Source organism: Streptococcus sp. HMSC070B10, assembly GCF_001808665.1.
Taxonomy (GTDB): domain Bacteria; phylum Bacillota; class Bacilli; order Lactobacillales; family Streptococcaceae; genus Streptococcus.
The window spans coordinates 105,792-128,329 of record NZ_KV794214.1 but is presented as its reverse complement, the minus strand read 5'-3'; the positions used below and the strand labels follow the sequence as shown (position 1 = coordinate 128,329).

Here is a 22,538-nt window from a genome sequence, read left to right as displayed (position 1 = left end):
GGTAATGAAACAGTTCTAAAGAAGAGCTGTTTTTTTGATGGAAAGGATAAAGTATGAATTTAGAAGAACTCAAGCAACGGCGAGATGAGCTTGTGCAAGACAATGCTTGGATGGATAATTTAATTAAGGAAAAAGAGGAAGAGTTATGGGAATTGAAGGTAAGAGGTATTGCAGCTTCTGAGCTAGCGAGATCGGCATTGGAATCTGCTTTACGCTCTGCAGGAATTGTAGATACCTTTTACGGCCCAGATAATGGAAAGAAAGGAACAGAATGACACGTTTAGGCAGTGAATTTTTAAAGGCTTTAGATAGCTACGAAAGGCCAGTTTTAGGGTATATGACACTGAGACAGTTAGTGCTACTATTTGGTATCGCATTGACAGTAGTTGTCACAACCATCCTCTATTGGCTGAAGGCACCTGATACTATTCTTTATGGCGTTGATATTTTGTTATTAGCGCCTTTTGTTATTTTCGGGTGTTATTTCGATGAGAAAATTAAAGATAATGTTCGTTTCATGTTAACCAAGCAGGAACGCTCTTATCAGACAGATTATGACAGAAAGGAATACACAAGAAATGAATTTATTCGGCCGAAAGAAAACCCCGAAACTCTCTAAGGAGGAACGGGAACGGGCCAAACGTCTAAGACGTACCATGACGGCATCTACACAGAATAGTCTTAATTATCAATGGTTGATGCCTGATGGCCTCATGAAAATTACAAATGATCAATTTTCAAAGACCTATCGCCTAGGTGATACAAGCTATATTACTGCAACAGATGATGAGCGAATTGATATTATTGAAACAAGCGCTGATATTTTTAATTCGCTGGACATTGACAATGATATGCAGCTATTGATCCTGAATCGTCGAGTAGAAAGCAATAGCTTATCTTCTATTCGCTATGAATTGGTTGGAGACGGATATGATGATTATCGTAAAGAATACAATGCGATGATCAATGATCGTTTTTCTCAGGAACAAAACACCTTCAAGGTAGAAAAATATCTGACGATTACTACCCAAACAGACCAGGATCATCAAGCTAGAAGAATCCTTGATGATACAGCCAGCGTTATTGAAAGTCAATACAGTGGCTTAGGAATCTCCTTTAAGGAGTTAGAGGGATTGGATCGTCTTCTTATCTTCCGAAAACTCTTGAGGCGAGAAGGTTTTATTGATTTTAACTATGAAGACATCGCTATTTCTGGATTATCCACCAGGGACTTTGTAGCTCCAAACTATCTGAAGTTTGAAAAAGATCATATGAAAATTGATGATTGTTTCGCAAGGGTGATGTATGTTAGACAATATCCTACCTTCTTGAATGACAAACTGATTAAGAATATCCTGGATACAGGAATTGAACTGGCTATCAGTCTGCATGCTAAGCCCTATGATACTGCAGATGCCCTGAAGAAAATCAAGACAGTTAAGTCAAGTGTACGTAGGGAAATGATCAAAAGTCAGAAGGCTGCCGCAAAAGAAGGTTATGGAAGTGACCTGGCCGTTGGTGGGAAAGCTGTGGAGACATCTCGCGAAACAGAGAAATGGACTGAAGAACTCCAGGACAATGACCAAAAAATGTTTTCAGGTGTGATGACGATTTTCTTCATAGCTGACACTCTGGAAGAGTTGAATATCTACACAGAGCAGGTTCAACGATCTGTCCGTAAGAATACGGTAGAACTGGATAAGTGTTACTTGTACCAGGAAGAATCCTTGAATACGATTCTACCGATTGGGATTCCATTTATCAACGTAAAACGACGTTTTATGAGAGATATGACTACGAGTAACCTGGCCACGCAAGTTCCATTTACCAACGTAGATCTTCGATCTAACAGTCCACGTGCAATTTATTATGGCCAGAATCAGCTATCTAAGAACGCTATCACAGTTGACCGTAAGAAAGACTTGAATACAGGTTCAGGTTGTATCTTTGGGAATTCAGGATCAGGAAAGTCTGTTCTTGCTAAAGGAGGGGAGATTATTCCTACCAAACTACGTTACCCTGAAGATAATACCATTATCGTCGATCCTGAAGATGAATACAGTGATATTGGTCGAGAATTAGGTGCTGAAATCATCACAATCGCTCCTGGATCACAACATCACTTTAACTTGTTGGATCTACCTGATAAGGATAAATTGCAGGCAGAAGATAGTGACCCGATTGGCCAAAAATCAAACCTCTTATCAACCCTGTTTGAGAATATATTCTCTGAAGTATCAGACGATGAATTTGCGATGATTGACCGTGTAACGAGACAGACCTATGAGGAATTTGAAAAACCAACCTTTAAGGATTGGCAAGCGGTTTTGGAACGTCAACCTGAAGCCGTTGCTAAGGATCTGGCGCTGAAGGCAGAACCTTATACGGTTGGATCAAATGATATCTTTGCACACCCTACAAACGTCAATATGAATAGTCGCTTTATTATCTTCAATCTCAAGCAGTTGAGTGGTAAATTGAAGCCATTTGCCCTCCTGGTGATTCAGGACTTTATCTGGAACCAGGTAGTCAATAACCAAGGTAAAACCATTACATGGTTGTACTTTGATGAGTTGCAGCTCTACTTCAAAAATAAACTGCAAGCGACCTTCTTTACAGAACTATACTCACGTATTCGTAAGTACGGAGCCATCCCAACAGGGATTACACAGAATCCAGAGACTGTTTTATCTACAGAAGAAGGTAGAAAGCTAGTCGCAAACTGTGAGTTTCTAGCCCTCCTGAAGCTGAAACGAACGGACCTGGAAGCCCTGGAGCAGGTTATCCCTCTTACGCCTTCACTAGAGCGATTTGTCTTGCGGCCAAAAGCAAAGGGTACTGGTTTGATTGTGGCTGGAGATACCATTGTCCCATTTGAAAATCCTATCCCTAAAGATACCAAACTGTATCAATTGGTTGCGACAGATGGTTAAAAAAATAGAAAGAGAGGTGATTTCTTTTGTTTGAAAGTGATCCCAAACAATTAAAACAGGAGCGTAAGAGGAGAATCAAAGAAGGAACATCCCTCAATAATAAAAAAGCTCCTAAAGAAGCACGTTTAGACTCAAAAGTTGCATTTAAAAAAGCTAAGAAGAATTATCGCTTAGCGAACAAAGATTATAAACTACACAAAGGACCTCAAGCAACAGCTAGAGGTCTTTTCTTTAAGCAACAACGTGATCGAGCAAAGTTAGAAAAACAAATTGCCACAACGCTCTATAAACGAGCTAAAAAGGCTGATGACAGTTATATCCCTAATCGCCTAAAGAAACGTGCAAAACAAAGTGCTCGAATGAAAGCGAGACACGACGTTGAGAAGACAGTCAGAGATAATGAGATTCTTGGAGACTGGGTTCAGGCGAGGCAAAATATTCGTCAATTTAAATACCAGGTAAACGCCTCTAAAAGAGCGTTAAATGCTGTAGGAAAATTATCCAAGTATTCAATCAATCATAGCTATGGACAGCTCAATAGAAGCTATAATTTCATCAGAGGGCGAGGGTATACTCGAACACCAAAAGAGTTCTCCTGGGAAGGAAAACTCAGCAAAAAAATGAAACATGCCAAAAAGCGACTGGGACGTTCAAAGTTTGGGAAGGCATCAAAACGTACAGGAAAAGTCTTAAAGTTTTCGTCAAAAATACTACGTTCGATTTTAACAAATCCTTTAGCTGTCAAGTCCTATTTCTTAATGTTTATCATCTTTGCAGTATTTGGGATATTTATGTCTGTTTTTGGAGGGAGTGGTCCAGTCCAACAAAATGAATTTGACTTGAACAAATCCTGGCTTCAAATCAGTAAACGAGATCGAGAGAAGTCCAATGATAAGGTAGACTATTGGACAAACATCGATGACATGATCTTTTTCATGAACTTTCGCTACGGTAGCGATTGGAAACCAGAAAGTAATTGGAATGAGGGGACTGGTGGTGAATGGGCTGGGACGTTAGGTTTCAATCATTATTCAGATGCCTTGAATGATCTTTGGAATCATTTGAATGATGACCCTCACAATTTGAAGAAGATGGCTGACTTATATGGCCCCTCGTCAGATCTCAAGTGGACTAAGTTGAGTGATAGCGAGTTAGAAGAGTATAAAGAGCTAGAGGAGTTGACTAAAGAAGTTGGTCGATACCCCTCTTATCAAGAACTAGCTAACCCTTTTTACCAGGAGGACGATCCTTCTTATCAAGCCCCTTTAGTTATCCTGAAGAGATTTGGTTATACCTCTAAGAGTGAAATTTATGAAAAAACACAACTAAAAGCTTCAACAGGACAAGCTCTAAGAGCTCCTATTGACGGTCAAGTCAGTGTGACAGATGATACGACTGTATCCATCAAAACAGATAAAGCCATCTTTACTTATGAAGAGGTAGGAAATATCCGTGTTTCTGACGGTGATCAGGTCAAAGCTGGAGATGAGGTTGGGAAGGTAACGGCAAATGGTTACCAGATCATTCAGTATCAAAAATTGGAGGAAAAAGAGACAAAGGATAAGAAAGAAAAGTGGACATCAGTTAATCCAGGCTTTTACTTTCAATCTGTCACGTACAATCAGACAACCTCAGTCATTACCACACTTAATGGCGATTTGGGGCAAAAATCACGAGCGATAAAAGATTACCTGAAGCAAAAGGTACCAGGGCTAACAGATAATGGTTTGGCAGCCATGCTTGGGAACTTTGCAACTGAAAGTAATATCAATCCTAAACGTGCTGAAGGAGACTATCTTAGCCCACCAGTAGGGGCTGATTCTTCTTCATGGGATGATGAGTCCTGGTTAGCTATAGGAGGACCAGCGATTTATAACGGAAGGTACCCAAATATTCTTCGACGAGGTTTAGGATTGGGACAGTGGACAGATACAGCGGATGGCTCCACGAGACATACTCTATTATTAAACTATGCAAAATCTAAGAATAAGAAGTGGTATGATTTGGAACTGCAACTGGATTTTATGTTGGAGGGGGATACTCCTTACTATATCACAGGACTAACTTCAATTCTAACTAGTACAGAGGATGTAGAGACGCTTACAGAGCGTTTCCTGGTTAATTGGGAAGGAAACTCTGGAGATAAGGTCTTAGAGCGCCAGAATAATGCTAAGCAGATCCACGCTTTTCTTACTCAACAAGTTCGAGGAGGTGGAGCCTTAGCATCTTCCTGGAATTTCCCTGCCGAGTATCAGTCAAAAGTGGAGCACCCTCCTACACAAGCTTCTATGACTACACAACAAGGAAGCGGCTACCCAGTTGGTCAATGTACTTGGTATGCGTATAATCGTTTAGTTGAACTAGGAACGATTACAGACTTATCAGGGTCCTATGGTTACCTTGGAAATGGTCAGGATTGGGTAACAAGCCTAGTCGCAAAAGGATGGAAGTACAGTACGTCACCAACGAGAGGGGCTGTTGTATCAATTCTAGGTGGATTTGGTGGGACACCAGGTGGATACGGTCATGTTGCGATTGTGGAAGCTGTGAACCCAGACGGTTCATTCCTAGTTTCGGAATGTAATGTCCAAGGTGTACAGGATAAGGTCCATTTTCGTGTTCTCTATCCAGCTGACTACTATACATTTGCGACACCGAATTAAAAAAGAAAGAAGGTAAATCATGAAAATGATAGATATGGAGAAATTGAAACTCCTGAAAATAGGAGGAATCCTTATAGGAGTTGTGCTAGTTCTAGGATTCGTATTCTGGATTGGAGCAGCAACCTCAGCGCAAAAGAAAGCTAAACAGGATGCTGAAACTACTCAACAAGAAACCAAAGTAGAGGGAAGCGAACTAACTCAAGAATACGTGAAGGAATTTTTGACGGCTTACTTCAATAAGCAGGATCTGGGAGAAAATAGAAATCGCTATTTACCCTATATGACAGAAGCTGCTTACAATCAGGAAGTGAACTCTGAAGAAGAACCAACGGTACAAACCTATAAGGGCTATGTAGTGGATACACAGATGAAGTCTTCTACCATCTACATCGATCAAGAAAACCATGTTGCCCTAGCTCAAGTGAGATACACTCAGACACAGTTACAGAAGAAGTATGATTATACTAACGCCCAAACAAACGTAGGATCTTCAAGGACCATACGGATTCGCTTCAGCAAGCAAGATGGGAAATACCTGGTAAATCATATTGACCCCATTTTGATTGTGGACAGCTTGAACACCAGCGAAAAGGCGAGTATTCCATCGTTAAACAAACCAATCACTAACCAAACACAAAGTACAGAAGGGAAAAAGGAACAATGACAAAATTAGAAACTTTGGAAAAACAAAAACAGAAAGCGGAAGACCGCTTAGCTGACTATATGGCCAAGGCCAAGAAGGAAGAAGAGAAACTGCAGCAGCTAGAAACTCAAATCATTCTGGCCAAACATGAGGAACGGTCAAACTACTTGGCCGAACATAATTTAACCTGGGCTGATATTGAAACAGCTCTTGCTGAAGGAAAATTGAAAGGAGTTGAAAAAGATGTATCGTTTAACCAATCTGACACAAAACACGACCACAACGTATAAAAATCGGGACCTTGTGTATCAAGCGCTGGAGCGAGAAAATGCTAAGGTTAAACACCAGGAGGCAGAGGCCGTTTTATTGGTAGAGGAACTGGATAAAAAGAATGTAGTGGTGTACCAAGAAGATGTCTATTTGCCGTTTGAGGGGATCGCAGATAGCCTCTTCCTGAAGCCTGGTACGGTTAATAACAAGGAGGCTAAAGTAAAAGAATCAAAAAGCTCACTCTTTAAGCGCCAGCCAAAAACAAAACATCAAGAGAAGACTCCTGAAGAAAAAGCTGAAGCCTCTTCCTTGAAACATGAAACTCCCAAACTTCGAACCTATTCTAAACGCTCTTTTTGGGTGGATTTAGGAAGAGTTTTGGTGTTATTGAGTCTAGTAGGAAGTCTGACACTTGCTGGCTTATCACTTACGCTAGTTTACCATCAAGAAAAGCAACTCTCGGCCGTATCCAAGGAACTTTCAAATCTAAAAACCATTCAGTCAAAAACAGGGGAACTAGATGCCTTTTCACGTTACTTTTTGCCAGCCCTTTACTCTGATAAAGGGAAAATGGCTGATTTCATAGCTCCTCAATTAACGATAGATAGACAAGCAGGTCAACTGCAGTCTGTGATTTTGGAATCTAGCTTGATTGTTGATGAAGAAACTTATCAGCTAACCTATGTAGTGGCCGTGAAAGACGGTGAGAACAGAAGTCAGAAACGCTTGGTAGTTACTTTAAAGGAAGAACCTTCAGCACCTTACGGATTCCAGATTATTGCTAAGCCAGAACTATCCAATTATCCAAAATAAAGGAGGTCTTACATGGATCAAGAAAAAGTCAGTCATTCTCTGGCTTTGAAAGGAAAAGTTACCCTGGAGATGACGATACAAGCTCTGTATGCCCTCGCAAAAGCCCATTATGAAAAGAAACAACATAAGGCAGCGAACCGAACCTTTGAAGGGGAGACACGTTTTAATGATTTTATGGCCACCAAATCAAAAAAAGATGTCGAGAAGTTGTTAAATAGTGAAGTTCACTTGGCCAAGTTGAAGCATTACCTGGAGGAGTATAAGATAGGTTTTACTTATCATCAAAAAGATGGTGCAACTTATCTCTTCTTTGAAACAAAAAATCGCACCTTGGTAGAAAAGGCTCTCAAAGAGATGTTGGCAGACATCACGAAAAGCCCAGAAAAATTGGAAGAGTTTGCGAAAAAGATGCTGAAGAAACCACATGAAATGACTCCTGAAGATAAAATCAATTACTATAAGACAAATAAGGTCTATAAAGGAACGATGCCAGTAGTTACGAAGGAGATTGGGAAGGAGAAGACACGATGATTAGAAAACCTATATGGCCCTACCTGGTGGTGGGGCTATTTTCATTTGTTATTTTCCAGTCCTTTTACCATTACTACCAACTTTCGACTGCAGCAGTACCTTTTATGGGAATGTTGCGACTTCGTTGGTTGCTAGAACACTGGGAACGCTTCTCTTTTGGTGTTTTCTTTGATTCAGGAGCCTTATATGCAGGGTTGATTGGATTCGGCCTCCCAATGCTTGTTTATGCTTCTATGGATAAGAATTTATATCGCCAAGGAGAAGAACAAGGTAGTGCTCGTTTTGCGACTTTGAAGGAAATGAGACGGTTTGAAGATGTTGATTTTGATAAGAATATGATTTTTTCAAAACAGGTTAAAATGGGCCTATTTAACTTTCGCTTAGCCTACAATGTTCAGCTCAATAAAAATGTGATTGTCATTGGTCTTCCAGGAGACGGTAAAACCTTTACTTTTGTACTGCCAAATTTAATGCAGATGAACTCAAACTTTGTTGTGACAGATCCAAAAGGAAACCTGGTACACGAAGTTGGGAAGATGCTTGAAAAAGCTGGCTTTGCTGTTAAAATCTTTGATTTGATTCGGCTCAAGAATTCAGATCGGTTTAATCCTTTTCATTACATGAAGTCTGAGCTAGATATTGATCGTATCTCTGAAGCAATTACTGAGGGAACGAAGAAGAGTGAACATACTGGAGAAGACTTCTGGGTTCAAGCAGAGTTGATGCTGCAACGTGCATTGATTGGTTATCTCTATTTTGACTCTAAGGATCCTGAAACTGGAGTCCAGTTATATGTGCCAAACCTGGGCCACGTTGCGGATCTATTAAGAAATATGTATCGAGAGGATCCAGATGTACCAAGTCCTGTCGAGCAGATGTTTGAAGAACTGAACGAACATCAACCTAACAACTATGCTTATAAACAGTGGAAATTATTCCAAAACTTCAGAGGTGAGACAAGAAACAGTGTGGTAGCGATTTTGTCTTCTCGCTATTCTATCTTTGACCATGAAGATGTACGAAACTTGATCAGTGAGGATACCATGGAAATGGATACCTGGAATACGAAAAAGACAGCCGTTTTTATTGCTATTCCTGAAACCAATAACGCCTTTAATTTTCTTTCCTCAATCTTGTTTGCGATTGGATTTGAGGTTCTCACACATAAGGCTGATGATATCCTGCAAGGGAAAGTACCTGGCTACAGTAGAAAAAATCTTCGCCACATTCAGTTTATCTTCGATGAGTTTGCACAAATTGGCCGTATTCCAAACTTCGCTCAGGTTCTCTCTTCTATTCGTAGTCGTGAGATGTCTATTAAGATTATCATCCAAGCTGTCAATCAGCTAGAATCACTTTATAAAAGTGATTGGAAGACCATCTTTAATAACTGTGCTACTCACCTATTTTTAGGGACAAATGACAAGGATACGATGGAATACTATTCTACAAGGTCAGGTAAGCAGACTATACGTACTCGATCTACCTCAAAATCACATAGTTATCGGAATGGATCATCAAGTGAAAATAAACAAATTCAAGGCCGTCCCCTTCTAACTCCAGATGAAGTCGCAAGAATTGGGGTAGAAGAAGGATTGGTTTTTATTTCTAAACAAAATGTCTTCAGAGATAAAAAAGCAAGTGTCTATGATCATCCTAGAAAAGATGAGATTGCAAGTTCTCCTGAAGACAAAGAAAACTGGTACGAATATACTCGAAAAGGAACAGACATCGATGGCTTGCTTTTATATGCCAACGATTTGACTCCGCAGCTAAAAGAGTTATTCGTGGCCTAACATACAGAAAGGATAGTAGGATGGAAACACCTAAAACACAATTAGGATACCTGGAGAGTATCTCGCAGGTTCTAGCATTAAAGCTAGAAAATTTAGCCCCAGAACGTTATGCTATTTGGCAGCTATTCAAACAGGCAGATGAGGAGACTTTCTATCAATTAGCTCCTCATCTTTTTGTGACAACGAGTCAGGAAGATCCAATAGTTGTTAGTGAACTAGATGCAACTCCTGAGGGTTATCTTTTATTCAAGGAATTGGTCGAGGAGGAAACAGGATGGTTTTAACAAAAGCACAGGCAAAATCGCTGGATATTTTAGAAGTAGCTCGTAGTCTCGGAATGGAAATGAAGAGAAAGTCACACCGAGAGTATTACTGGGCCGAGCATGACTCGTTTAAGATTGATACTGTGAAAAATACCTGGCATTGGTATTCTCAAAACCTCTTTGGCGATACTATCAATCTCGTGCAACAAATGCAAAATGTCAGCTATAAAGATGCTATGGTATTCTTGGAGACAGGTTCCTTTCCTGAAGCAAAACCAGTAGAGGAAGAGCGAAAACCCTTCAACTATACACTAGCGCCTTACGAACAACCATTTGTGGAGGCGAGAGCCTATCTTAAGGAGATTAGAGGTCTCTCTGATGATACAATCGACTTCTTCCTTGAGAAGGGAGTATTAGCCCAAGCTAAACGTAAGGACAAAGAGGGCGTTATAGAAGACGTATTGGTTTTTAAATACTTGGATAGAAATCAGCAACTGGTAGGTGCGAGCCTTCAGGGACTTGTTCCTGATCAGGAACGTCATCCAGGTAAGGGCTACTTGAAACAAATCATGTATCAATCAGAGGCTATCAGTGGCTTAAACGTTTCTATAGGCTCTCCTGAGCGTTTAATTGTGACAGAGGCACCAATTGACCTTATGAGCTATTATGAGCTTCATAAGGGCGAATTAAACGATGTTCGACTGGTTGCGATGGAAGGATTAAAAGAGGGAGTTTTGTCTCACTATGTTCTTGAAATTTTGCAGGAGCGAGGGGAGATTGCGATGGATGAAAGGGATTATACCAAGTCTAGCGAACTAACACGTACCTCGAGATTCCTATCTGTTGCAGCGGAAACCTCCACACTTTTCCAAGATCACAAATACGATGATCTCATCACGCTGGCAGTTGATCGTGATAAAGCAGGTACAGACTTTATCACCAAACTACGGGAGAAGAAAATCCCAACTATCGATGCAAGACCACCACAACGTGAAGGCCAGGAGAAGACAGACTGGAATGAGATTCTGAAGCAGGAAAAACAACTGGAGAAGACTGAGGAAATTCACTCATCAAGTTCTTTTCCTGATACCAACCACCTTTCTCCTGAAGATGCAGCGTGGTTGAAGGGAAACTGGAATAATATAGGTTTTTCAGTAGAGCCTAGAAAACAAATGGTTATTGATTCGGACAAAACAGTGACCTATGAAAAACCTTCCAATCCTCTTGGAGATGGTAGGGAGCCCAAAAAACAAATTCAGAGCACAGAAAAAGCTCCTGAGAGTTCCCAGGAGCAAATGAATGATAGGGCCAGTGGTGGAGAGGGCTATTCACAGCATGATGCTGTAGGCAGTGCCGAACCTGAAGCTGAATTATCAGCAACCTTTGAGCAAACTGTTGCCAGTCACCCGACATCACCCTATCGTTACTTACATTTTAGCACAACTTTTGAGGAAGTGCAACGAAGACAATCGAAATACCATCCAATTACATCTGATGATTTGAAAAGAATGAATCAGTATGCTGGTTCTATTCAGAAATCATCTCAATGGTATTTAGAGGAATTAGCGAATAGTAAAATCTATTATTTCTATTCCAATAATGGAGAGGTGAGTTTGTTAGATGTTAATTTTAAACGAGAAAACTTTTTACACTTAACAGGAATCAGGCCAGTTGTTCCAGGTAGGAATGCTGGAGATTTTGTAGTCGATTTTGCTGAGGGAAGGGGAGACTATAATCAAATACTGGTTAGTAATAGTCTAAAAGAAAAATTACAAGTTATTCCTATGTTAGAGGATATTCTTGATCCTAAATCGTTTGTTTTGGATAACTTAGACGAAGTGAGAATTGCGCAACGACTTAACTTTTCAGAAGCTATCAAGAGTAAAGACGAGGATTTCTTGCTTCTTTTCAAAGATATAGGAGAAGAACATGTCCCTGCATCTCTCATGAAAATCAAGAGAGATCTAAAAGTTGATGTAGAGAAAACTAAGGAAAAAGTTATACTTGCTGTCTTTCGTGAACGTGATGGTAATATTGAACAGTTGTCTATCAATGAGGATTATGTCAAGGATAGAGGAAATGAGTTGCAAACCATTTTGAAAGATGGCTTGTTTGAAGAAATCAAGCCTGATACAACTAAGGGAATTGAACAAATAACTCCTGAGAACACACTGAATAGCCCACTACTTGATTCGGCTATGTTTACTCAAGTCTTAGATACTGTCTATAATTTAGGTGTGCCAGGTGACATCTCAAAAACTCCAGAAGAATTTCATCAAGCCTGGAATCAGTATCTTGACTATGCGAAACGGTACAATGATAAATTTGACCAGATTGTTGCTGCAGCTGGAGAAGATCATCTTCTAGACACAAATTCAGATTTTTATAAAGAATGGAAACAAGATCATATCTATAAAGAAAACTACCATGTACGCCTTCAATGGGCTGAGGAGCGCCCAGATGGGCCTAAATTGCCCTTTAAAGAAACAGATCTGATATCTTATCAAGATTTTGCTAGAGAGCTTTACAAGGCCAATCAGAGCTTCTATCCGTTACATCAGGAAGGACTAAAACAAGTGACTGATGGTCGCCCAGAAGGTTACATCTCTCCAACTAAGATCCAGTTTAGTATCTACGCTCCCGATGGTGAACTGATCCAGGATGGCATCCGTTACGATATTGGGAATGAGATTAACCCCATCGCTCACAAAGAAAGACTTGGAACACGAGAAATGAGAGAGTACCCAGAATTGATGAAGATAGATGGGGCCATATTCACTCCGTATCATCTGGAGAGATTGGCGAGTGAGTTAGATATTTCTCAGTTCAGTTACGCTTTAGAAGATACTCTTTACGCAGATCAACTTCTATCCCAACTCCCATTTGGAGATTTGGAAAATAGTCCAATTGGATTTACAGATAGTAGTCATGATGGTCGCCTTGGATTTATCTCTTTTGATGGAATGGATAGTGTTGAGGTCGAAAATCTATCTGCTTGGTTTGAGAAGTTGGGAGTCAAAGACTCACCTATGGAACAATTGGCCCTTATTGAAAAATGGCAAAAAGAAATCAAAGGTTTATCAGAAAAAGTTGAACAAACGATCTCCACAGTCCGAGAAGAATTTGAGAAATCACAAGAGGAAGAAATCAAACTAGAAGAACAAGGCTACAACAAGCAGGAGTTGGAACATGATGCGGATGCTGATGGTGTTTCTGATGAGGAGGAGTTGCTTCAGGGAACGAATCCGTATGATTTTAGATCGAAACCAGGTTCTAAACCAGAGGGCGAGGAGAGTCTACAAGCGGACGAAGTTGTGTTAGTAGCTGGCAGTCTTGCAGTCGTAGATTTTATTCAAAATAAAGATATGGCAGGATTAAGTCGTCATTTTAAAGAAGGGATTAAGGAGTTTCTGGATTCAGATAAGTACAAAGACTATCTAACGAAAATGAGCCAACTAAATAATTATTCTAATCGCAACTTACGCTTAATTCTTGCACAAAATCCTGAAGCAAGGCAAGTAGCTTCTTTCAAGCAGTGGAAAGAAAACTTTGGTCGCTATGTGAAAAAAGGTGAGAAGGCTTTACGTATTTTTAAACCTATGACGAAGATCAAAAAGGATGAGAATAACCAACCAATATTGGATAAAAATGGGAAACCAGAAACAGTTACATTCTTTGGTTTGGTACCAGTTTTTGATGTTAGTCAGACAGAAGGAAAGGAGATGCCAAAAGCTGCAGAAGTGAAAGAACAGCTGACTGATTTGGACTATGCAAATCTTTACCGTGCCCTAATGGCTATTGCAAAAGAAAATGATGTATCGGTTCGATTTGAAGAGATGGAAAATAATAAACATGGATATTATTCTGTCCCAGAAAATCAAATTGTTTTACGTAGTAATGAGATGAACAAGGCTCAAATTATTAAAACTTTCTTACATGAAATGGCTCATGCAGAGTTGCATCATGCAGATAATCCTCAAAAGGAAAATCTAACTAGAAGCACCGCTGAACTCCAGGCTGAAAGTGTCGCTTATGTCGTTTCTTCATACTATGGTATTGATACGTCAGAGTATTCCTTTAACTATCTATCTGGATGGTCTGCAGATAAGGAGACACTTGCTGATTTAGAAGCACAGTTGGATATTGTCCAACAAGAAGCTAAAAGTTTAATGGTTCGGATGGATCAAGCATTGGAACAATTAAGATTGAGTCAGGAGAAACAAACGAAGCGTAGTTTTGAACAAAAACTAGAGAAGTTTCAAGATCAGAGCAAGCAGGCTGTCGAAGATCACAAGCAGGAGTTGAAAGCAGATGCACAATCAAAAAAAGAGAAGGGTTTCTCGAAATGACCGAACGGGACACCCCAAATAAACCCAAGGTCAAATTAAAAACAAACCATCATCAAGGAGGACAACACTCATGACCAATGAACAAGAAGAACAACTTATCATCATCCTCTCAGACTTTATTCCAATCATGGATGGAGACAGAGTTCAAGGAGTATCGCCAAACGCTAAAGACTTGACTCGCCAAAAAGTTCTGGAGCAACTAGAGGAAGAACAGTCTCAACTACCTGAAGGAGATCCAGCTCTTTTGGAGTGGGAAGAAGAAAATATTGAGCTACTCAAGATGATTACAGATGAAGAATTTCAAGCTGTACTCACTGAAAAAATCTTACTGACAGAAATACAAATTGGGCAGTCTATTTTCCAGCCTCTAACTACTCAACAACTTTCTGTCCTAGCTGAAAAGTTGCAAGGTCAGAAAGAAAAAAGTGTAGAAAATAGTGATAAGCAATCATCTATTTTCAAAAACATCTTCAGTTGGTTACGATAAATTGTTAGAAGTTGTACTCCAAAAGATATAAGAAAGGGGCTTGGGGATTTCCCCAAAACTGAGAAAATCAAGAAGGAAAACTGCAGGGTTCTCCTTCTCTGATTTTTTTAAATTTCGCAAATGGATATCCATTTGCTACGCTTGCCACAAGGAAGTCAGGGGCTGATGCCTGGTCAGAAAATGCCAGAGACTTTGAGAGAAAGAGGATAAAAAAATAATGCAGAAACGAGAAAATAGAAAACGCTATATACAAAAATTGATACGACTAACACCAGAGGAAGATCGTCAAATTAAAACGGTGATGGCCCAAATGGGAGTTCCATCTTTTCAATACTATGCGAAGAATCAACTGGTACAAGGGAAGGTGGTTCAAATTGATTTTTCTGAATTGAAAGACCTTCGAGTTGCTATCAATCGAGTGGGCACGAACATCAACCAAATTGCCAAGCATGCTAACGAAAATCAAGGGGTTACGACAGAGGAAGTAGCACAAGTTATTGACTATCTATCTGAGTTGAAAGAGATGGTAGCTGCCAAACTTTCTAGCGCAGAGAAGAAAAGTTTACAGGAGCGAAAAGTAAAAACTATAAGGACGTATGACGAATGGTAGTAATCAAAACACCCAAACAAATTAAAACTCCTTCCAATTTAAAAATAGCTGTACGCTATATTCTGAATGAAGCGAAAACTCTTGTATCAGAAACTGCAGAAAGTGATCTTGATTTCCCTCTTGTCTATCATAATGGCGAGCTTCAAATGAAGCTAGTATCTGGCAATGGGATCTCTGATTTTAGTGTAGCAGATGAAGAAATGGTCATGACAAAATTGGCCGCAGCCTTTAAAAAAGGAGATGACGACTTGAAAGAATTATCTTCAGGAAAACAAGTATTGGCTCATCACATTATCCAGTCTTTTTCTCCAGATGACAACTTGACCCCTGAGCAAGTTCATGAAATTGGCCGTCAGACAATGTTGGAATTGACAGGTGGGAATTATGAGTTTGTGATTGCGACACACACGGATAAAGATCATCTTCATAATCATATCATACTCAATACAACCAATACCTCAACGCTTAAAAAATTTCGTTGGGAAAAGAAAACCCTTAAAAATTTGAGGGCGATATCGGACAAACATGCGGCACGTTATGGCGCCAAAATTATTGAGCCTACTATGAAAAATTCTTACACAAAGTATTCTGCTTGGAGAAGACAAAATAATTATCGCTTTGAAATTAAGGATCGTCTAGATTTTCTTCTGAAGCACTCGCTGTCGTTGGAAGACTTTAAACAAAAAGCAGTTGCGCTTGACCTTCAGATTGATTTTTCTGGCAAATTTGTGAAGTATAAATTGCTTGACCAGCCCCAACAAAGAAATGTCCGAGATGATACATTATCGAAGAAAGGACTCTATTCTCTTGAAAAAATAAAAGAGAGAATTTCTAAGAATCAGTTGGTTTTTGATGTGGAGGAATTGAAAGAACAATATCAAGAATCAAAAGAAAAAACAGCCAATGATTTTGAATTAAAATTGGAAGTGGAACCCTGGCAGGTCGAACAAGAAAGTAAGCAAGGTATTTACGTACAGATGGATATGGGAGCTTTAAATAGTGGTACCATTTTAATACCTTCTCATAAAGTTGATAAAAACGAGGATGGAAATTATACGATCTATATCAAAGAGAAAGACTATTTTTATTTTCTCAATCCAGATCAATCACAAAAAAATAGGTACATGATGGGTTTGACTGTCGCAAGACAATTAGCCAAACAAAATGGCGAGACACTCGTAACTAAAAATGCTCAAATTTCCTCTATGCGTGAGCTGATTAAGGAATATAATTTCTTGGTCGAGCACGGCGTGACAGATGGAGCACAATTTCAACATTTGGAAGATCGTTTTAATGAAAAGATAGAGGCTACTCAGGAGGAATTAAGACAGCTAGATGAGCGACTTGGACGTTATCACAAAATTGAAGGAGCTCTTTTAGCCATCCAGCAATCTCCAGAAAATAGTCTTGCGGCGGTACAACTTTTGGATGATTTAGGAGTTCCAAAAGATATGGGTCTGGAAGATGTCAGTCAACTGATTAAACAATTCCAAATTGAAAAAGGAGCCTTACAAGAGTTCTTTGACGATACATTAAAACATTACACAGATTATAGAGATGTTAAGGAGCACGTGCGTAGTCGTGAAGAGAAAGTTGACCGACGTTTTGAAGATGAAAAAACCTTGTAAAAGTTTCTGATATTTTCAATCTAGTCATGATTTCAGTACAATAGAGAGTATGTTTAGATTTGATGAAAAAGAATTTGTCGCAGAACTAGATCGCAAACGTGAGCAGCAATTCCTGAAGCGAGTAAGAGATTATGACGAGCAGATTGCTCCCTCTATGAGACTGAGGGGATATAAGCGGATAGATAGTACAGAGAGGACAGTTGTTTTTACATTTGGAGAGGTGACCTTCTCTAGGAATCGCTGGCGAAAGGGAAAGAAAAGTTGTTATCCTGTAGATGAGTGGCTAGGTCTAGAAAAGTATATGCGTTATTCTCCTGAGTTGATTTTTCACATGGCAAAACACGCTTCTGTTTTATCCTACCGTGAAGTTTGTCGAACAGTTAAGATGGCTTATCGCCTGGAGATAACAAAGGACGCTGTTTTGAAGTCTGTAAAAATGGCAGGTAGACTCTTTTCAGAGAGGGAACGCTATCGGCTTTTTAGAGGTGATGAGCAACCGAAAAAAATCCAGGCAGATAAAATCTATCTGGAAGGAGATGGTGTGCTCATCAAGACAACATCAAGCAATGATGAACGACACAATACAGACTTAGCTCATTTTCTGATTCATACTGGAGCGAAGAGGGTTGGTAATAATCGGTATGTGCTAGAGAATAAGCATGAGATTATTCATACAAGTCATGAACAAGCAAAGGAAGAATTGATAGACTATCTCTGCAATCATTTTGAAATCACTGATCGAACTCTTCTTATCACTAACTCGGACAATGGTAAAGGATATTCTCGCAGAATATTTCAAGAAATTAAGAAGGTCCTACGGATTAAACGTCATGAGCATTTCTGGGATGCTTATCATGTCAATGAAGAACTTAAAAGATTCCTGAAGCCGTACCCATCTACACTACTTGATCTTGCTTTTAAGGCCATCAAAAATCATCAGAAAAGCCTGCTTCAGACCGTACTAGATACAGTTGAATCTCTCACAGAAAGTCAAGAAGCTCTTGATAATTTTTACAATTTTCGTAAGAAATTATTAAGAAATTTCTGTGACACTAGACCACCTAAACTTAGAGGGTTATTCTCACGTGGTATCGGGGTAATGGAGAGTCAGCACCGAAAGGTTACTTACCGTATGAAACATCGAGGGATGTATTGGTCCATCGAAGGGGCTTGTACTATGGCTAGAATGATACTCCTTGAACGAATCGATCAGCTATACAATCTATTTTTTGGATCTTGGAGACAAGAGTATGAAGAATTTAGGGATACGGGACCAGGTGCAGGATTTCGTATTAACCATAGGCCACACAAAGCTGTTATCAGAAAAAGAGGGCATAAATAATACAAAAAGGCAGACAAAAGCCTCTAAAAAAAGATTTTTTAGAGGTGTTTTTGTCATGTTTTCATACAAAACAGTTGCTTTTTTGCCTAATGTGTGTTACAATAATAAAGTAAATAAAAACGAAAAAGGTGTAGAAGCAGCAACTCCTACACCACCGATTAAGACAAACACACACTTTGCTTAATCAGTCAAACAATATTGTAGCATAAATAGTGCAATATAGTCAAGGGCTGGGGTAAAGTGAGGAACTTTTTCCAGTTTTTTTGTCTGAAAAATCTCGCTTTCTTATTGAGTTATAAGGATATTTGATTACTCCCAAAAATTTAGACACAAACAAATCTTCCAATTCCCTTGCAAAAATGAAGAAAGTGTGATAACATAGTACGGTATGTGGTGCTAGCACATCCGCTATATTAGATCTAATAGGAGGAAAACACAAATGGCTAAAGTATGTTACTTTACAGGTCGTAAGACTGTATCAGGAAACAACCGTTCACACGCGATGAACCAAACAAAACGTGCCGTAAAACCAAACCTTCAAAAAGTTACTGTTCTTATCGATGGTAAACCTAAAAAAGTTTGGGCTTCAGCTCGTGCTTTGAAATCAGGTAAAGTTGAACGCGTTTAATAATAAAAGTAAGGAGACCTTAGGGTCTTTTTTCTTTTACTGTAGATATAAAATCATTTGAAAAATAGAGTAAATATCCGCTGATACAGTATTCTGCTTTTACACTTGGGCTGAAATATGATAAAATAGAGTATCAACTAGTTGAGGTAAAAAGGATGACTGTAAAAATTAATACAAAAGATGGTCAAATCGAACTAACAGATGAAGTGATTGCAACCGTCGTAGGTGGAGCAGCAACTGAGATTTTTGGTGTGGTCGGTATGGCTAGTAAAAATGCCCTCAAAGATAATTTCCAAGCCCTTCTAGGTAAGGAAAATTATTCTAAAGGTGTCGTCGTAAAGGCGGCCGAAGATGGCAGTATTGCAGTTGATGTATATACCGTGTTGAGCTACGGAACAAAGATTAGCGAAGTGTCAAAAAACATTCAAGAGCGTGTTCGTTTTAGTTTGGAAAACCAACTTGGAATTACTGCTCAGACTGTAAATGTCTACATTCAAAATATCAAAGTTGTAGGAGAATAACCGTGTCAAAAATTACTACTAGCTTATTTCAAGAAATGGTGCAGGCTGCATCAACTCGCTTGAATAAGCAAGCTGAATATGTCAATTCATTAAACGTCTTTCCAGTTCCAGATGGAGATACTGGAACAAACATGGGAATGACCATTGAAAATGGAGCTAAAGAAGTTGCAGACAAGCCAGCTTCTACAGTTGGCGAGGTAGCGAGCATTCTTGCCAAAGGTCTTTTGATGGGTGCGCGTGGAAACTCAGGCGTTATTACGTCTCAGCTTTTCCGTGGATTTTCACAAGCCATCAAGGATAAAGACGAGTTAACAGGTCAAGACTTGGCTCTTGCCTTCCAATCAGGTGTAGAAGTTGCCTATAAGGCAGTGATGAAACCAGTTGAAGGAACGATTTTGACAGTTTCTCGTGGGGCTGCTATCGGTGCTAAGAAAAAGGCTGAGCAGACAGATGATGCTGTTGAAGTCATGCGCGCAGCCTTGGAAGGTGCTAAAACAGCTCTAGCTAAAACGCCAGACATGCTTCCAGTATTGAAAGAGGTTGGTGTTGTAGACTCAGGTGGTCAAGGACTGGTCTTCATCTACGAAGGTTTCCTTTCAGCCCTTACTGGCGAATATATTGCATCTGAGGATTTTGTAGCGACTCCTGCCAACATGAGTGAGATGATCAATGCAGAGCATCATAAGTCTGTGGCTGGTCACGTAGCGACTGAGGACATCACCTTTGGTTATTGTACTGAAATCATGGTAGCTCTTAAGCAAGGTCCAACCTATGCCAAAGATTTTGACTACGACGAATTCCGTAACTACTTGAATGAACTTGGGGATTCTCTCCTCGTTGTTAACGATGATGAAATTGTCAAAGTCCATGTCCATACAGAAGATCCAGGACTTGTTATGCAAGAAGGTCTCAAATATGGTAGCTTGGTTAAGGTAAAAGTTGACAATATGCGTAACCAACACGAAGCACAGGTTGAGAAAGAAGCTGCTCAAGTTAGCAAGCCAGCTGAAGAAAAAGAGTATGCTTTGATTGCTGTCGTTGCTGGGAAAGGTTTAGCAGATATCTTCCGTTCTCAAGGTGTAGATTATGTTATTGAAGGCGGTCAAACTATGAACCCTTCAACAGAAGACTTTATCAAGGCTGTTGAACAGGTCAATGCCCGTAACATTATCTTCCTACCAAACAACAAGAACATCTTCATGGCAGCTCAATCTGCAGCAGAAGTTTTGGAACAACCAGCAGTAGTGGTGGAAGCTCGCACTCTCCCTCAAGGTTTGACAAGTCTTCTTGCCTTTGATCCAAGCAAGTCCATCGAAGAAAATCAAGAGCGTATGACTGCAGCTCTTAGAGATGTCGTTAGCGGAAGCGTCACAACAGCTGTGCGTGATACAACAATCGATGGTTTAGAAATCCATGAAAACGATAATCTTGGTATGGTTGATGGGAAAATTCTTGTGTCAAACCCTGACATGCACCAAACCTTGACTGAAACCTTGAAACATATGTTGGATGAAGATAGTGAAATTGTAACCTTCTATGTTGGTGAAGACGGAAGCGAAGAACTTGCCAATGAAATTGCCCAAGAAATTGCAGAAGAATTCGAAGATGTTGAAGTAGAGATTCACCAAGGCCAACAACCAGTTTACCCATACTTATTTAGTGTGGAATAAAAATTTAATAGATTAAAAAGAAAGTTGATTTTGCAACTTTCTTTTTTTATGACATTTGTCATATCTCCTCATGACAGAAGCTTCTAGTGATTATACCTTCAAAGAATTATACTAGATGTATCAAATGGAGGAAGAAAAAATGAAACATAAAGTAGTTGTCGCAATGAGTTTAGTAGCAGCAGGAGTCATGACTTATCTCATGTTTTCAGGATTGGATGAAGGACTTTATCATTTTCCTTGGGATCTATTTGCAGGCTTTGGAATCTTGTCTTGGCTTATCCGAGAAGGTTTGAAATTGGTCTCAGATGTGAAAAAGGAGTTTGAAAAATGAAAAAAATTCCCTATCTTTTTATTGGGCTGTCACTAGTGGTATGGTTGGTAGAAATATTTACTGGTTGGTTTGACCAAACCTTGTTTCTCCAATTCATCCGTGGTGCTTGGGGGTTTGGATTTATGATTTTCGTCGTTTTCCTTATGGGAAAGGAGTGGCTGAAAGGAGAATATGATGAACATGATTAAGGTAGAAAGCCTAAATAAAAACATCAAGGGCAAGGTTATTTTGAAGGATATTTCCTTTGAGGTAACAGAAGGTGAATGCGTCGCCTTGATTGGGCCAAATGGTGCTGGAAAGACAACACTCTTGGACTGTTTGCTTGGAGATAAACTGGTCACAAGCGGTCAAGTATCCATCCAAGGCTTGCCAGTGACGAGTGCTCAGTTAGACTACACAAGATCCTATCTCCCTCAAGAAAATGTCATCGTTCAAAAATTAAAGGTCAAAGAGTTGATTGCTTTCTTTCAAAGCATTTACCCAAATCCCTTGAGCAACCAGGAAATCGATCAACTATTGCAGTTTGACCAGCAACAAAAAGAGCAATTCGCAGAAAAATTGTCAGGTGGACAAAAGCGTCTCTTCTCTTTTGTCTTGACCTTGATTGGGCGACCAAAGCTTGTCTTTTTAGATGAACCAACTGCTGCCATGGATACTTCAACTCGTCAACGCTTTTGGGAAATTGTTCAGGAACTAAAAGCGCAGGGAGTTACCATTCTCTATTCGTCCCATTACATCGAAGAGGTAGAGCATACAGCAGACCGAATCTTGGTCTTGAATAAGGGAGAGTTGATTCGCGATACAACACCTCTAGCCATGCGCAGTGAGGAGATTGAAAAGCACTTTATCCTTCCTCTAGCATATAAGGAAGTTGTCGAACAGTCAAACTTGGTTGAAAACTGGTCACAAAAACAAGATGCTCTACAAGTAGTCACACGCGAAGCAGATGCTTTCTGGGAACTATTAGTCCGAGCAGGATGTAGGATTCAAGAAATTGAAGTCAATAATCGTAGCTTGCTGGATACAATCTTTGAAGAAACACAAAAGGGAGATGACTAAG

At 39.7% G+C, this 22,538-nt stretch carries 21 protein-coding genes; all 21 read left to right on the top strand.

Annotated features, from left to right (window positions below; genetic code table 11):
- Nucleotides 1-53: 53 nt before the first annotated feature.
- Nucleotides 54-275 carry a hypothetical protein gene (locus HMPREF2613_RS08085; protein ID WP_001047223.1) on the top strand — a complete coding sequence of 74 codons (222 nt, stop codon included), beginning with the start codon at nucleotides 54-56 and terminating at the stop codon, nucleotides 273-275.
- Nucleotides 272-619 carry a PrgI family protein gene (locus HMPREF2613_RS08080; RefSeq protein WP_000197459.1) on the top strand — a complete coding sequence of 116 codons (348 nt, stop codon included), beginning with the start codon at nucleotides 272-274 and terminating at the stop codon, nucleotides 617-619. The genes HMPREF2613_RS08085 and HMPREF2613_RS08080 overlap by 4 nt, the downstream gene beginning before the upstream one ends.
- Nucleotides 579-2,933, top strand: a complete 2,355-nt coding sequence (locus HMPREF2613_RS08075; RefSeq protein WP_070479968.1) for a VirB4-like conjugal transfer ATPase, CD1110 family — start codon at nucleotides 579-581, stop codon at nucleotides 2,931-2,933. Before HMPREF2613_RS08080 ends, HMPREF2613_RS08075 begins: the two co-directional genes overlap by 41 nt.
- Nucleotides 2,934-2,959: 26 nt before the next feature.
- On the top strand, nucleotides 2,960-5,596 hold the full coding sequence (locus tag HMPREF2613_RS08070) for a phage tail tip lysozyme (RefSeq protein ID WP_070479967.1): 2,637 nt from the start codon (nucleotides 2,960-2,962) through the stop codon (nucleotides 5,594-5,596).
- Between the two features lie 19 nt (nucleotides 5,597-5,615).
- On the top strand, nucleotides 5,616-6,260 hold the full coding sequence (locus HMPREF2613_RS08065) for a hypothetical protein (RefSeq protein WP_070479966.1): 645 nt from the start codon (nucleotides 5,616-5,618) through the stop codon (nucleotides 6,258-6,260).
- A complete protein-coding gene (locus tag HMPREF2613_RS08060; protein ID WP_000163600.1) occupies nucleotides 6,257-6,529 on the top strand; it encodes a hypothetical protein in 273 nt (90 codons plus the stop codon). The genes HMPREF2613_RS08065 and HMPREF2613_RS08060 overlap by 4 nt, the downstream gene beginning before the upstream one ends.
- On the top strand, nucleotides 6,483-7,322 hold the full coding sequence (locus HMPREF2613_RS08055) for a hypothetical protein (protein WP_070479965.1): 840 nt from the start codon (nucleotides 6,483-6,485) through the stop codon (nucleotides 7,320-7,322). Before HMPREF2613_RS08060 ends, HMPREF2613_RS08055 begins: the two co-directional genes overlap by 47 nt.
- 12 nt (nucleotides 7,323-7,334) lie before the next feature.
- The gene (locus HMPREF2613_RS08050; protein ID WP_070479964.1) at nucleotides 7,335-7,853 is read left to right on the top strand and encodes a hypothetical protein; all 519 of its coding nucleotides are present in this window, start codon (nucleotides 7,335-7,337) and stop codon (nucleotides 7,851-7,853) included.
- Nucleotides 7,850-9,649 (top strand): VirD4-like conjugal transfer protein, CD1115 family, encoded by a 1,800-nt coding sequence (locus HMPREF2613_RS08045; RefSeq protein WP_070479963.1) that lies wholly within the window; start codon nucleotides 7,850-7,852, stop codon nucleotides 9,647-9,649. The genes HMPREF2613_RS08050 and HMPREF2613_RS08045 overlap by 4 nt, the downstream gene beginning before the upstream one ends.
- Before the next feature lie 20 nt (nucleotides 9,650-9,669).
- On the top strand, nucleotides 9,670-9,933 hold the full coding sequence (locus HMPREF2613_RS08040) for a hypothetical protein (protein ID WP_070479962.1): 264 nt from the start codon (nucleotides 9,670-9,672) through the stop codon (nucleotides 9,931-9,933).
- On the top strand, nucleotides 9,924-14,261 hold the full coding sequence (locus tag HMPREF2613_RS08035) for a PBECR4 domain-containing protein (RefSeq protein WP_070479961.1): 4,338 nt from the start codon (nucleotides 9,924-9,926) through the stop codon (nucleotides 14,259-14,261). The genes HMPREF2613_RS08040 and HMPREF2613_RS08035 overlap by 10 nt, the downstream gene beginning before the upstream one ends.
- Nucleotides 14,262-14,331: 70 nt before the next feature.
- The gene (locus HMPREF2613_RS08030; protein WP_000180613.1) at nucleotides 14,332-14,748 is read left to right on the top strand and encodes a hypothetical protein; all 417 of its coding nucleotides are present in this window, start codon (nucleotides 14,332-14,334) and stop codon (nucleotides 14,746-14,748) included.
- 217 nt (nucleotides 14,749-14,965) lie between these two features.
- Complete coding sequence (mobC, locus tag HMPREF2613_RS08025) at nucleotides 14,966-15,358, top strand: plasmid mobilization protein (protein ID WP_001171918.1); 393 nt, start codon at nucleotides 14,966-14,968, stop codon at nucleotides 15,356-15,358.
- Nucleotides 15,352-16,986 (top strand): relaxase/mobilization nuclease domain-containing protein, encoded by a 1,635-nt coding sequence (locus HMPREF2613_RS08020; RefSeq protein ID WP_070479960.1) that lies wholly within the window; start codon nucleotides 15,352-15,354, stop codon nucleotides 16,984-16,986. The genes mobC and HMPREF2613_RS08020 overlap by 7 nt, the downstream gene beginning before the upstream one ends.
- Before the next feature lie 49 nt (nucleotides 16,987-17,035).
- Nucleotides 17,036-18,328, top strand: coding sequence for an ISLre2 family transposase (locus HMPREF2613_RS08015; RefSeq protein WP_070479959.1), 1,293 nt, complete (start codon nucleotides 17,036-17,038; stop codon nucleotides 18,326-18,328).
- A 439-nt stretch (nucleotides 18,329-18,767) separates the two neighbouring features.
- Complete coding sequence (rpmB, locus tag HMPREF2613_RS08005) at nucleotides 18,768-18,956, top strand: 50S ribosomal protein L28 (RefSeq protein ID WP_001140948.1); 189 nt, start codon at nucleotides 18,768-18,770, stop codon at nucleotides 18,954-18,956.
- A 155-nt stretch (nucleotides 18,957-19,111) separates the two neighbouring features.
- The gene (locus tag HMPREF2613_RS08000) at nucleotides 19,112-19,477 is read left to right on the top strand and encodes an Asp23/Gls24 family envelope stress response protein (protein ID WP_000216437.1); all 366 of its coding nucleotides are present in this window, start codon (nucleotides 19,112-19,114) and stop codon (nucleotides 19,475-19,477) included.
- Nucleotides 19,478-19,479: 2 nt separating this feature from the next.
- Nucleotides 19,480-21,147 (top strand): DAK2 domain-containing protein, encoded by a 1,668-nt coding sequence (locus HMPREF2613_RS07995; protein WP_049493145.1) that lies wholly within the window; start codon nucleotides 19,480-19,482, stop codon nucleotides 21,145-21,147.
- A 124-nt stretch (nucleotides 21,148-21,271) separates the two neighbouring features.
- Complete coding sequence (locus HMPREF2613_RS07990) at nucleotides 21,272-21,478, top strand: hypothetical protein (protein ID WP_049493185.1); 207 nt, start codon at nucleotides 21,272-21,274, stop codon at nucleotides 21,476-21,478.
- Entirely contained in the window at nucleotides 21,475-21,666 is a 192-nt protein-coding gene (locus HMPREF2613_RS07985) for a hypothetical protein (protein WP_049493144.1), read from the top strand. Before HMPREF2613_RS07990 ends, HMPREF2613_RS07985 begins: the two co-directional genes overlap by 4 nt.
- A complete protein-coding gene (locus HMPREF2613_RS07980; RefSeq protein ID WP_049493142.1) occupies nucleotides 21,653-22,537 on the top strand; it encodes an ABC transporter ATP-binding protein in 885 nt (294 codons plus the stop codon). The genes HMPREF2613_RS07985 and HMPREF2613_RS07980 overlap by 14 nt, the downstream gene beginning before the upstream one ends.
- Nucleotide 22,538: the final 1 nt, after the last annotated feature.

Coding starts and splice junctions, on each gene's coding strand:
- HMPREF2613_RS08065 (WP_070479966.1), top strand. CDS start 5,616: ATGAAAATGATAGATATGGAGAAATTGAAACTCCTGAAAATAGGAGGA.
- HMPREF2613_RS07985 (WP_049493144.1), top strand. CDS start 21,475: ATGAAAAAAATTCCCTATCTTTTTATTGGGCTGTCACTAGTGGTATGG.
- HMPREF2613_RS08030 (WP_000180613.1), top strand. CDS start 14,332: ATGACCAATGAACAAGAAGAACAACTTATCATCATCCTCTCAGACTTT.
- HMPREF2613_RS08080 (WP_000197459.1), top strand. CDS start 272: ATGACACGTTTAGGCAGTGAATTTTTAAAGGCTTTAGATAGCTACGAA.
- rpmB (WP_001140948.1), top strand. CDS start 18,768: ATGGCTAAAGTATGTTACTTTACAGGTCGTAAGACTGTATCAGGAAAC.
- HMPREF2613_RS08045 (WP_070479963.1), top strand. CDS start 7,850: ATGATTAGAAAACCTATATGGCCCTACCTGGTGGTGGGGCTATTTTCA.
- HMPREF2613_RS08015 (WP_070479959.1), top strand. CDS start 17,036: ATGTTTAGATTTGATGAAAAAGAATTTGTCGCAGAACTAGATCGCAAA.
- HMPREF2613_RS08000 (WP_000216437.1), top strand. CDS start 19,112: ATGACTGTAAAAATTAATACAAAAGATGGTCAAATCGAACTAACAGAT.
- HMPREF2613_RS08050 (WP_070479964.1), top strand. CDS start 7,335: ATGGATCAAGAAAAAGTCAGTCATTCTCTGGCTTTGAAAGGAAAAGTT.
- HMPREF2613_RS08055 (WP_070479965.1), top strand. CDS start 6,483: ATGTATCGTTTAACCAATCTGACACAAAACACGACCACAACGTATAAA.
- HMPREF2613_RS08075 (WP_070479968.1), top strand. CDS start 579: ATGAATTTATTCGGCCGAAAGAAAACCCCGAAACTCTCTAAGGAGGAA.
- HMPREF2613_RS08035 (WP_070479961.1), top strand. CDS start 9,924: ATGGTTTTAACAAAAGCACAGGCAAAATCGCTGGATATTTTAGAAGTA.
- HMPREF2613_RS07990 (WP_049493185.1), top strand. CDS start 21,272: ATGGAGGAAGAAAAAATGAAACATAAAGTAGTTGTCGCAATGAGTTTA.
- HMPREF2613_RS07980 (WP_049493142.1), top strand. CDS start 21,653: ATGAACATGATTAAGGTAGAAAGCCTAAATAAAAACATCAAGGGCAAG.
- HMPREF2613_RS08060 (WP_000163600.1), top strand. CDS start 6,257: ATGACAAAATTAGAAACTTTGGAAAAACAAAAACAGAAAGCGGAAGAC.
- HMPREF2613_RS08040 (WP_070479962.1), top strand. CDS start 9,670: ATGGAAACACCTAAAACACAATTAGGATACCTGGAGAGTATCTCGCAG.
- HMPREF2613_RS08020 (WP_070479960.1), top strand. CDS start 15,352: ATGGTAGTAATCAAAACACCCAAACAAATTAAAACTCCTTCCAATTTA.
- mobC (WP_001171918.1), top strand. CDS start 14,966: ATGCAGAAACGAGAAAATAGAAAACGCTATATACAAAAATTGATACGA.
- HMPREF2613_RS08085 (WP_001047223.1), top strand. CDS start 54: ATGAATTTAGAAGAACTCAAGCAACGGCGAGATGAGCTTGTGCAAGAC.